Annotated in this window: 9 protein-coding genes; 4 read left to right on the top strand and 5 right to left on the bottom strand. The window is 61.5% G+C overall.

The window, feature by feature from the left end:
* Positions 1 to 66: 66 nt before the first annotated feature.
* Positions 67 to 1,491 carry a dihydrolipoyl dehydrogenase gene (gene lpdA, locus OPC11_RS14260; RefSeq protein WP_264782339.1) on the top strand — a complete coding sequence of 475 codons (1,425 nt, stop codon included), beginning with the start codon at positions 67 to 69 and terminating at the stop codon, positions 1,489 to 1,491.
* Between the two features lie 102 nt (positions 1,492 to 1,593).
* Here lpdA and OPC11_RS14265 read toward each other — a convergent pair whose 3' ends face one another.
* On the bottom strand, positions 1,594 to 2,517 hold the full coding sequence (locus tag OPC11_RS14265; RefSeq protein ID WP_264782340.1) for a twin-arginine translocation signal domain-containing protein: 924 nt from the start codon (positions 2,515 to 2,517) through the stop codon (positions 1,594 to 1,596).
* A gap of 262 nt (positions 2,518 to 2,779) precedes the next feature.
* Positions 2,780 to 4,291, bottom strand: coding sequence for a DNA-directed DNA polymerase II small subunit (locus OPC11_RS14270; protein ID WP_264782341.1), 1,512 nt, complete (start codon positions 4,289 to 4,291; stop codon positions 2,780 to 2,782).
* Positions 4,292 to 4,374: 83 nt separating this feature from the next.
* Here OPC11_RS14270 and OPC11_RS14275 point away from each other — a divergent pair, with 83 nt between their 5' ends.
* Together OPC11_RS14275 and OPC11_RS14280 are read left to right on the top strand one after the other, a co-directional pair.
* Positions 4,375 to 5,166, top strand: a complete 792-nt coding sequence (locus OPC11_RS14275) for a S26 family signal peptidase (RefSeq protein ID WP_007982166.1) — start codon at positions 4,375 to 4,377, stop codon at positions 5,164 to 5,166.
* 42 nt (positions 5,167 to 5,208) lie between these two features.
* On the top strand, positions 5,209 to 5,424 hold the full coding sequence (locus OPC11_RS14280) for a hypothetical protein (protein WP_007982165.1): 216 nt from the start codon (positions 5,209 to 5,211) through the stop codon (positions 5,422 to 5,424).
* A 338-nt stretch (positions 5,425 to 5,762) separates the two neighbouring features.
* On the opposite strand, the gene OPC11_RS14285 is transcribed toward OPC11_RS14280, so the two are convergent.
* Together OPC11_RS14285 and OPC11_RS14290 are read right to left on the bottom strand one after the other, a co-directional pair.
* The gene (locus tag OPC11_RS14285; RefSeq protein ID WP_264782342.1) at positions 5,763 to 7,793 is read right to left on the bottom strand and encodes a S9 family peptidase; all 2,031 of its coding nucleotides are present in this window, start codon (positions 7,791 to 7,793) and stop codon (positions 5,763 to 5,765) included.
* 364 nt (positions 7,794 to 8,157) lie between these two features.
* Positions 8,158 to 8,880, bottom strand: coding sequence for a VTT domain-containing protein (locus tag OPC11_RS14290; protein WP_007982163.1), 723 nt, complete (start codon positions 8,878 to 8,880; stop codon positions 8,158 to 8,160).
* A gap of 89 nt (positions 8,881 to 8,969) precedes the next feature.
* Between OPC11_RS14290 and hemB the strand changes: the two genes are divergently transcribed.
* On the top strand, positions 8,970 to 9,953 hold the full coding sequence (gene hemB, locus OPC11_RS14295) for a porphobilinogen synthase (RefSeq protein WP_264782343.1): 984 nt from the start codon (positions 8,970 to 8,972) through the stop codon (positions 9,951 to 9,953).
* Between the two features lie 500 nt (positions 9,954 to 10,453).
* Here hemB and OPC11_RS14300 read toward each other — a convergent pair whose 3' ends face one another.
* Complete coding sequence (locus tag OPC11_RS14300) at positions 10,454 to 11,299, bottom strand: hypothetical protein (RefSeq protein ID WP_264782344.1); 846 nt, start codon at positions 11,297 to 11,299, stop codon at positions 10,454 to 10,456.
* Positions 11,300 to 11,355 lie beyond the last annotated feature (56 nt).

The raw sequence follows: 11,355 nt of genomic DNA on the forward strand, positions 1-11,355 counted from the left end.
ACAATCGTCTACTTGTCAGGGCGTAATCCACCTGATTTTTTACCCGGTAGCTACTCTAGTCGCCCAATGGTCGTCGGAGATATCTCGACTGGAACTGAGGTGCTGGTTATCGGCGCGGGACCGGGCGGTTACGTCGCCGCCATCCGCGCGGGGCAACTTGGACTCGACGTAACGCTCGTGGAAAAGGACGCCTACGGCGGCACCTGCCTGAACTACGGCTGCATCCCGTCGAAGGCGATGATTACGGCATCGGATTTGGCCTACGACGCCAGTCACGCCGAGGACATGGGCATCTACACGAAACTCGACGTGAACTACGGCGAGATGGTCGAGTGGAAGGACGGCGTGGTGTCGCAACTGACCGGCGGCGTCGAAAAGCTCTGTAAGGCCAACGGCGTCACGCTGATGGAAGGCCGCGCGGAGTTCGCGGACGAGAACTCGGTTCGCGTCGTCCACGAGGGCGAGGGACAGGGTTCGGAGACGGTCGAATTCGAACAGGCCATCATCTCGACCGGAAGCCGACCCATCGAAATTCCCGGCTTCGAGTTCGACGGCGAACACGTCCTCGACTCGCGGCAGGCACTCGCCATGGAGGACGTCCCGGAGAGCATCGTCATCGTCGGCGCGGGCTACATCGGCATGGAGTTGGCGGGCGTCCTCGCCAAACTCGGCTCCGACGTGACCGTCGTCGAGATGCTCGATTCGGTGCTCCCGGCCTACGAGGACGACCTCGCGCGACCGGTCAAGAAGAAGGCCGACGAACTCGGCATCGACTTCCACTTCGGACAGGCCGCGAAGGAGTGGGAGGAATCCGGCGACGGCATCACCGTCATGACCGAGGACGAGGACGGCGAGGTCTCGGAGTTCGGTGCCGAGAAAGTCCTCGTCGCGGTCGGCCGCCAACCCGTCACGGACACGCTCAACCTCGAAGACGCGGGCATCGAAACCGACGAGATGGGCTTCATCGAGACGGACGACCGTGCGCGGACCGAGAAGGACCACATCTACGCCATCGGTGACGTCGCGGGCGAACCGATGCTGGCCCACAAGGCGAGCAAGGAAGGACAAGTCGCCGCCGAGGTCATCGCCGGGGAACCCTCGGCGCTCGACTATCAGGCCATGCCCGCCGCGGTCTTCACCGACCCCGAAATCGGCACCGTGGGTCTGACCGAGGACGAAGCTGAAGAACAGGGCTTCGAACCCGTCGTGGGTCGATTCCCGTTCCAAGCGAGCGGCCGTGCGCTCACGACGGGCCACGCCGAGGGCTTCGTCCGCATCGTCGCCGACGAACCGAGCGGGTTCGTCCTCGGCGCACAGATCGTCGGCCCCGAGGCCTCGGAACTCGTCGCCGAACTCGGTCTGGCCATCGAGATGGGCGCGACGCTGGAAGACGTGGCCGCCACGGTTCACACCCATCCGACGCTCTCGGAGGCCGTGATGGAGTGTGCTGAAAACGCGCTCGGCCACGCGATTCACACGCTGAACCGGTAACGTAAGCGAGGTCCTACTTTTTCGTCGATATCGGCACGTAAGCGCTCGGAAACGAGGATAGGTTCCGGGGGAAGGTTGCGATGGGGAATTCGTGAGCCGACGTTAGCAGCCGTCCGAGAGCGTGATTTCCGCGTCGTCCACGACGGCCTTTCCGTCCATCGTGTACGGGCCGTCCGTCTCCCCCTCGGACGTGAGGAAGTCGTAGGACCCGTTGTCGTCGCTGTCGAAGTGCGGCATGGCGATGAGCGTGGCGTCTCCCTCCAGCATCGACATCTCGTAGTCGCCGCCAGGGACGCCCTCGTACAGCGAAATCTCGATGTCCTCGTGGGTTCCCGCGTCGAGCGCGCCGGAGACGCCGATAACGCTGTCGAACACTTTGCCGTTGAGGAGGCTCGCGTCGTGGATGGTGACGAAGCCGCCGTCCGAGAGGGTCGCCCTGTTGACCCAGACGCTCTCGCCGTCGGACTTCTGGTCGCGGAAGCAGACGTCCGCGGTCGGTTTCGAGTCCACCTCGATGGAGACCATCGCGTCGTCCACGACGGCTTCCCCGTCCGCCGTGTACGGGCCGTCCGTTTGTCCGTCGGAAGAGACGAATTCGTACTCCTCGTTGCCGTTCGAGTCCACGTGTGGCATGGCGATGAGCGTGGCATCCTCCTCGAGCATCTTCGAGTCGAACTCCGTTCCCTTCACGTCGAACAGTTCGACATCGACGGTTTCGTGTGTGCCCGCATCGAGCGCGTCGGAGACGCCGATGACGCTCTCCAGCGCCTTCCCGTCGAGGAGGCGGTCGTCGTGGATGGCGATGAAACCGCCTTTCGGGAGCGTCGCCGACGCGACGCTGACCGACGTGCCGCCCGTGGTCTGGTCGTCGAACGTGACCGACGCCGACGACTGCATCGCAATCGCGGTGCTACTGAGCGCGAGGGCCGATCCCGTTACAGCGGCACCCGCGAGAAACCGCCGACGGGAAGTCGAGTTCGAATCGCCCGGTTGGGTCGTATCGTCCGAGAGGTCTGGTACAGTCATGATAACCGACGATAGCTATTTCCGAATGTGAACGGAAGTACATTTTCGCAAATCTCACCCAAATTCATCTATATTCTACCAATCCACCGATGGCAGTTTGAGAACGCATCTGTAAGTGCGGAATCGGATTTCGGTGTTTGAAATTCGAGGCACGGCAATTTCAACCGACGAGCCACGTTCGGTTCGAAGTTTTTGGCGAGGTACTCTGGAAATCAACCCCTCCATTTCGACTGGAAAACGGATAGCAGGAGCCGACTTCGACTCAGGCGAACTTTCGAACCGTCACGTCGAGCGTGTCCAAATCGACGATGGGGGCGAATCCGGAGTCGGGGTCGATATTTACGCTCTTCTGGAAATCGGTCTGGGCCTGCCAACAGCCGGAGTTCATGGCGAGGACGTTGTGGTACTTGCCGAAACCGAGTTTGTGAACGTGGCCGGTGTGGAAGATGTCGGGCACCTCGTCGATGACGAGGTAGTCTTTCTCCTCCGGCGCGACGCGGGTGTGGCCCCCGTACTGCGGCGCGACGTGGCGTTTTTTGAGGAGTTGATACATCGCCTTGTGCGGTTCCTCGTAACTCGCCTTCTCCGCGGGCAGTTCGGCGATAACTTCGTCCAGCGAAACGCCGTGGTACATCAGCACCGAGACCCCCTCAATCGTCACCGTGGAGGGGTTGCTCGTGATCTTCGCGTCGTGAACGTCCATGATGGAGCGGAGTTCGTCGTCGAATCCCGGTTGCGGTTCGGCGAGTCGAACCGCGTCGTGGTTGCCGGGAATCATGACGATCTCCAAGTCGCCCGGCACCTCCTTCAGGTACTCCGAGAACTCCTCGTACTGCTCGAAGATGTCGATGATGTCGAGTTCCTCGTCCTGATTCGGGTAAATACCGACGCCCTCGACCATATCGCCGCAGATGAGGAGGTATTCGACGTGTTCGGCCTCCTCCGTGTGAAGCCAGTTGGCGAACCGATGCCACGCGTCGGCCATGAACTCCTGACTGCCGACGTGCACGTCGCTGATGAGCGCGGCCTGCACGTGGCGGTCGGCGGTCGACGGTCGGTAGGTCCGCGGCACGTCGGGGAAGTGAAGCGAGTCCACGAACAGGATGCCTGCGTCGTCGGAGAGCGTTCCCTCGACGGCGATGGTTTCGTCCAACAGGAGCTCGTCAACGATGCTGGCGAACTCTCGGTCCTTCATAATGAGACACGGGAAGGTCCCGTTCGTGTCTTCGAGTTCGACGAGCCAGTGCCCGCTCGCCGTGGAGCGAATGTCGCTTATCATGCCGACGATGGCGGCGTCGCTTCCGCCGGGCATGCTGGCGACGGCGTTCGTCGGACGGGTGTTCACCCGGCCACGAAGTTTGCCCGAAAGGCGCTGGAACCGATCGCGGAACACCGTGACGAAATCGTCGTATTCGCCGGTCCCAGTGCTCGCGCCGGTCATGTCGTTGAGGATGTCCACCGATTGTTCGGTGGGACTTCGTGACACAGACCCCTTCGTTTCAACTGGAGATGAAGTCGCGTCTGCTGTCGATTTCGCGGCAGAAACTCCACCTGAAGCGGAGGGGTCACGCGCCCCGTTCGAGGAATCATTGAGAACCGTTCGCACGTGTTCGACGGAGAGTTTCAGGGCGTCCTCGGGGGCGGATTCGACTGCACGTTCGAGCGCCGTTCCGGGGTCAGGGGCGGACGCGAGGAGCGTCACGGCCTCGCGGTCGGCGTTGTACCCGCGACTCGTGAGTTCTCTGACGATTCGAGCCGGGGTTTCGAGTGGCACATCTCTTCAGAGACGCGGATAGGCAAAAAGGCTAGCGAACCAACCCAGAAGGTTGACAACGCGGGGAAGATTACGTAACCGTAATGAGTCCCCCAGACGAGTCGTCGTCGGACGGTATACGGGACACCGGACCCGATGGCTCCGGTCCGGTCGCGTGGATTCGTTGGTTCCGACACACCGACAACGGGACAGTCGTGTTCGTCCGTGAGATGCTGGAGAGCGCCGCCGTCGTCGTCGCAATCGGTCTCATCCTCTTCGCCGTCAGCGGCGTGTGGCCACCGATGGTGGCCGTCGAGAGCGGGAGCATGCAACCCCAGATGTATCGAGGCGACCTCATCTTCATCATGGACCAGCACCGCTTCCCGCCGGACGCCGCCCACGGCGACACCGGCGTCGTCACCTATCAGGAGGGAAAGGACACCGGCTACAAGAAGTTCAACGATTACGGTGACGTGGTAATCTACCTGCGCTACGGGAGGAGCGACGAAACGCCCGTCATCCACCGTGCTCGCTTCTGGGTAGACGAGGGAGAGAACTGGTACGACAAAGCGAACAAGGATTACATCCTCGGTGCGGAAAACTGCCAGGAGCTACCCAACTGCCCCGCACCGCACGCCGGATTCATCACCAAGGGCGACAACAACGGCGAGTACGACCAAGTGGTCCGTATCAGCGACCCCGTGAAACCGGAGTGGATTCGCGGCACCGCCGAGTTGAAGATACCGTGGCTTGGCCACGTCCGCCTGTTCTTCTCCAAGGCGGCCGTCATCGGTCCGACCGTCACGCAACAGGACGGAACCAGCTATTCGGCCGTCCCGCCGGTACAACAGACACACCCGACAGCGGACACGTCCCGATCCGCGGCCACCGTCTGATTTCCGCGTCGTTTTATGTATTTTGCGTCACATTGAGCCTTCATGAGTGACGAGAGCGACCCCGACCCTTGTGATGACTGTCAGGAACCGGTACAGAACGCGCTGGCCCGGACGATTCGATTGACCGTGGACCGCTCACAGATAGACAGCCAGCGACTCTGCCCGGAGTGTTTCGCCGATTGGATAGACCGATACGACAGCGAGATGAAACCGACCGCCGACGCCGAGAGCACGAGTTCCGAAATCATCGTCGATTGAACCCCCTTCTTTCGAGTAGAAAACGGGACACGGAAGCGGAAGACCCGCCGCTCGACCCGCTACCGAAACCGCCCCCTGAAACGGTATGGAGCCGTCAGTAGCCGAACCGAGACGGCAGACAAAACTCGGTCGCGTTCGATGGCCGAAGGTGACATAGTTCGGATACGAAACCGCTCACCAACCCCTTCGTTTCCAGTGAAAAATCGGCCACAGGCGGCGGAATTTCGGACGAACCGACCCCGGACGAAACGTACCTCCCCACGACAATAGTTGTCGTTGTCCGGCCGTGGCATTCTGGTCCACCGCGTCGTTCGTGGTCCGCGACGATCTCTCGCGTCCTACTCCTCGGTTTCGTCGTCCTCGTCGTCCTCGTTCGCGGACAATCCGTCGTCGCCGCGGTCCAGTGCCTTCGGCACGTCGCGGTGATCGGAGTAGCCGTCGAACCAGCGGACGATACGCTCCAGTCGGTCCACGACGTGTCCCGGTTCGCCGCTCCGGGAGAGTTCGTGGCCTTCGCGGGGATAGCGCACGAGGCGCGTCTCCACGTCGTTTTTCTTGAGGAGAAGGTACAACATCTCGGCGTTGTTCACCGGGACGCGGAAGTCGTTGTCGCTGTGGATGAGCAGCGTCGGCGTCGTCACGTCCTCGACGTACGCGGTCGGCGAGCGCTCCCAGAGGAACTCCGGTTCCTCCCACGGCGTCGTATCGAAGTCCCACTCGATGAGTTTGAACGCGTCCGTCGAGCCGTAAAAGCTGCTGAGTTCGTACACGCCGCGCTGGCTCACCGCGCCCTTGAACCGATCTGTGTGGCCGACGATCCACGCGGTCATGTAGCCGCCGAAGCTCCCACCGGTGACGAACATGTCGTCTTCGTCGATGTAATCGCGCTCCGCAACGAGGTCCACACCCGCCATCACGTCGGTCATGGTCGTATCGCCCCAATCGCGTCCGATGGCGGCCATGTGTTCCTCGCCGTAGCCGGTCGAACCGCGCGGGTTGGACCAGAAGACGACGTAGCCTTCCGCGGCGAGCGTCTGGAACTCGTGCCACATCGTGCCGCTCGTGGACCACATCGCGTGCGGTCCGCCGTGGATTTCGACGACGAGCGGATACTGCTCGTCCGCATCGAAGTCCGGCGGCGTGAGGAGCCACCCCTGAATTTCGACTCCCTCGTCGGATTCGAAGCGGAGTTCTTCCGGTTGTCCCACCGCGCGGTCGTTCAGGTACTCCGCGTTGGCGCGGGTGAGCCGATGCGTTTCGGCTCCCCCGGGCGTCGAAACGAACAGATCGCCCGGATGGTCCCATTCGGATTTCGCGTAGGCGACGGCATCGGCACCGACCGAGAAGTCGGTGATGTGCCCGTCGCCGACGACCCGCTGTAGCTCCTCGCTCCCGTCGCCCCGAGCGCGCCAAATCACTTGGTCGCCTTCGTCGGGTGTGCCGAAGTACACCCGCTCCTCCTCGGGGTCCCACTCCGGAGCGATTGCGACCGTTCTGTCGAGCGTTTCGGTGAGCGTCACCGTCTCGCCCGTGCCCCGGTCGAAGACCTTGAGGTCGGCCTGTCGGAGCGTGGCGTTCTCCTCGGGTGAGTAGATGTAGGCGATTCGGCCGTCCTCCGTCGCCGCTAACGACGCCCCCCACGCACTCGTCTGGAAGAGGGTTTCCTCCTCGTCGGCGTCGATATCGTAGGCGACGACATCGATGGTGATGTTGTCGTCCGGGTCATCCTCGCGTTCGGCACCGAAGTAGAGCGTCGTCTCGTCACCCCAGTCGGGTGCCGCGAAGTCGAAATCGCCATCCGTCAGTCGTTCGACGGAATCGTCGTCCAAATCGACGAGGTAGACGTGGCTCCGTTTCCCGTCGAAATAGCTCGTGCCCGCCCGGTAGATTTTACGGTCGATAACGCGCGGGTCCGGCGTTTCCGGTTCGTACTCCTCCCCGTCGAGCGAGATGTCGCGCTCCTCGTCGCGGTCGTCCTCGGTGCTCGACTGGACGAACGCGATTTTCGTCCCATCGGGAGACCACGCCAACTGTGAGACGCCGCCGGCCACGTCCGTCACCTGTCGTGCCTCGCCGCCCGCCGTGGGCATGACCCACAGTTGCGGTCGGTCGTCGTCCGCTCCTCGAGTGCTCACGAACGCGAGTCGGTCCCCGCTCGGACTCCACCGCGGGCTGCTGTCCACGCCCTCGCTGATGGTGAACTGCTTCGGTTCGTCGCCACCCAGCGGAACGACGTACACCGTCGCCTCGTACTTCTCGTCGTCCTTCGGAACCGAGCGGACGAACGCCACTCGCTCGCCGTCCGGCGAGACTTGCGGATCGGTCACGCTAACGAGGTCGTGATACTCGTTGGCACGTATCGTCTCCATATCCCTTCACTCGAAACGCGAGCCAAATATACTTTCGATTCGAAATATTCCATCGAACCAATTTATCGACAGTTACTGATGAGACATCACTCTCCTGTCACTGTGTTAGAATGAAAGTGCGCCCACGTGGCGCTCGTAGCATGGCACGCGACAAACGGTACGCGGGCGCGAGTAGAACTACGCTTTCAGCACTGTTAGGTCTATCGCCATGGTAGGATGACGATGATTTCAACCGGGTCCCCGCCTCACTCGGAGAGTTTCAAATTGGTCGACAGTTGTCGGGTTTGTGGTCAGAATCGAACAGTGGGGAGAAAGTGGCAATAAAATATAAATTTCGGAGGTCGATTCTGGGACCCGCCTACGTTCAGAAGAACTTCGAAATCGCATCCAAGAGTATCGCGAACGCTCTCGGGCCGAAAATTGCGAGGAGCGTTTCGAACGAGAGCGAACCGAGCGCGGAGAGGATGATGAAGTTTCTGTCCTTCATCTCACCGAAACCGGCCGGGACGGTCAACATCCCGCGAGTGAACGGGAGCGTGTTGCTAAGCGGAATGGCGAGCGGACCCCACCGTTCGAGCCAGTGGTCGAACCGGTCCAGCGACGAGTCGTCGATTCGGAACCACGGTTTTTCGAGGAGGTACTCACGCCCGCCGCGCTTCGCCAGCAGGAACAGCGCGTACTGTCCGGCCGTCGAAGCGATGACGGCGACGACGACGATGACTGCTATCGTCCGATAATCGCTGGGCGACTTCGCTAAGACGGTGACGCCGACCGGGACGACGGTCTCGCTCGGCGCGAAGTACAGCATCATCGCGCCTTCGAGGATGAAGATGAAAAACAGGGCGAACAAGCCGTACTGGTCGAGCCACTGTTTTGCGAGCGTTTCGTCGCCGAACAGGAAGAGGAGAATACCGGCGACGGCCACGAGCGCGACGCTGCCCGCGAGCACGAAAACGCCGTAGTTCGCGACGAACGTTCGAATCGAGCGAGAGTTCGGGGCAAACGACAGAATCGCCAACCCGAAAACTGAGAAGGTGAGGAGGGTCGGTATGGTCGTCTCGACCGCAACGAGCGAGGCGATGTGCATCAGATACGGATATTGACGGGACGGGCTAAATGCGTTGTGACCCATCCCCGGAGCGACGCGGTTTTGGGGATTCCGCGGGTAGCAGTGATATGAACTTCACCGAGCGTCCACGTCGGCTTCGTCGTGACGGAATCAGAGAGTTAGTCAGCGAGACGACCCTCGATGCGACCGACCTCATCGCACCCGTGTTCGTCGATGCCACGACGGACGAACGGGTCGAGATCGAATCGATGCCCGGACACGAGCGCGTTCCGATAGACGAGAGCGTCGCACGTGTGCGGGAAGTGCTGGAAACGGGCGTCGGGGCCGTGATGCTGTTCGGCATCCCCGAATCGAAGGACGAACGAGGCAGTCGGGCGTGGGCCGAAGACGGCGTAGTACAGGAAGCGACGCGTCGAATCACGGCCGAGACGGACGCCACGGTCATCACCGACGTCTGTCTCTGTGAGTACACCGAGCACGGCCACTGCGGAATCGTCGAGGACGAGGCCGCGGACGACCCGCGACTCACGGTGAAAAACGACGAAACGCTCGACCTGCTGCAGAAAATCGCCGTCTCGCACGCCGAGGCAGGTGCGGAGATGGTCGCGCCGAGCAGCATGACGGACGGCATGGTAGAAGCGATTCGCACCGGACTGGACGAAGCGGGCTATTCCGACGTGCCCATCATGAGCTACGCCGCGAAGTACGAATCGGCGTTCTACGGCCCGTTCCGGGACGCGGCGGACGGCGCACCCGCCTTCGGCGACCGACGACACTACCAGATGGACCCGGCCAACGCGCGCGAAGCGATGCACGAAGTCGAACTCGACGTTGAGCAGGGTGCAGACATACTGATGGTCAAACCGGCACTGCCGTACCTCGACATCGTGCGGGACATCCGGGAGGAGTACGACCACCCGATTGCCGCCTACAACGTCTCCGGCGAATACGCGATGTTGCACGCCGCGAGCGAAAAGGGATGGCTCGACCTGCGGGAGACGGCGCTCGAATCCCTGCTGTCCATCAAGCGGGCGGGTGCGGACCTGATCTTGACCTACTTCGCCGAAGACATCGCCGAGGACCTCGCGTAAACCGACGACTCCGTGAGACGGCGACTTCGTGAGATAGAAATTCGTGAGACGGCAAAAGAAAGGCTCTATCGACAACTCGTGCCGTTCTCACGCGCGCCGAATCAGCAGGGAACGTCGCGGACGCCGAGGCGTCACGAAACGTTCGTCCAGAAATGAGTCACTGAAGAGCGGTTTTCCGCCCACATTACAACCTTAAACGGATTGTATCTGATAATAAATCGGATGTTCATACAGTTGTGAGTCGAATAAATGAAAAACATTGACAGGTAGGGTTATATGCGACAGCACTGTTCTGGTTTACCATGGCACAAGATACGGGCACGGACAACTATTCGATATACCTCGACAGCCAACCCGACGACCTCGTGATCGTCCCGACAGAAGGAGACGGCGAGTGAGAAGATAGAGCGGAGCGAGGATAGAACGGAGCGTGGATAGAACGGAGCGTGGATAGAACGGAGCGTGTGTAGTGAGTGGGGATAGAACGGGGCCGGACGGTGTTATTCCGAATTCGAATCAGAACTGGTAGCCGAATCAGAATCCGAGTTCGAATTCGAATCCGAACCCACATCGAGCGAACCGAGCGTCTTTTCGGCCCATTTGATGGCGTAGCCGACGCCGTGGTCGCGGTAGGCCTGCGTGTCGAGTGCAGAAAACGGCGCTGGCGGTTCGATACCGTGTTTGATGGCGCTACAGGCGAACTCGGTGGCGTCGGGGAAGTCGGAAGTTCCGGTCACGACTTCCCGGGTGATGCCGTCCACCCGCGGTTCGATTCGTTGACCCGCATCCCGCCACGCCTCGAACAGCCGAGGATGCGTTCCCTGCCAGTCGGCGAACACCTCGCGTGTGTACAGCCCTTTGTACGCGTCACACAGGGCGACGGCGAGTTGGTACGTGGCCGCGGGTCCGAGCGGAATGACCTCGGCGAACTCCCGGTATCGACCCTCGAAGAATTCGAGGAAGTGTTCGGGAAGGTCGAGTCCGACCTCGACGAGCGCTTCCGCGACCAGAAAGTCGATGAACGACTCGGGCGACCCCTGGACGCGCGCTTTCACGAAGAGGACGGGTGGGTCGGTTTGGTGAGTCCACGCCACGCTACCGTCTCCCGGCATCCCGACAACGAGGTCGGTCCCGGCGAAGCGTCGGAGGAGTTCCGGAGCGTCGCTAGGTAGCCACTCGTCGGGTGCCGAAAACGGGCGGAGTTCGTCCGTCAGGAGTGCGAGGTCGTCGCGCGCCGGAATCGGGAGCGTCTCGAAATCGCGTTCGCAATCCAAGACGAGCGCGTCCGGCGCGTGGTCGTCTCGGACCGCTGCCACGTCGTCCGGCACAGACCGTTGGCGAAACATCAGGCGATGAGCCAAGCGTTCATGATGACTGCAAGTACGGCCACCATCGTCAGTAC

Origin of the sequence: Haladaptatus sp. T7 (genome assembly GCF_026008575.1) — an archaeon.
Classification (GTDB): Archaea; Halobacteriota; Halobacteria; order Halobacteriales; family Haladaptataceae; genus Haladaptatus; species Haladaptatus paucihalophilus.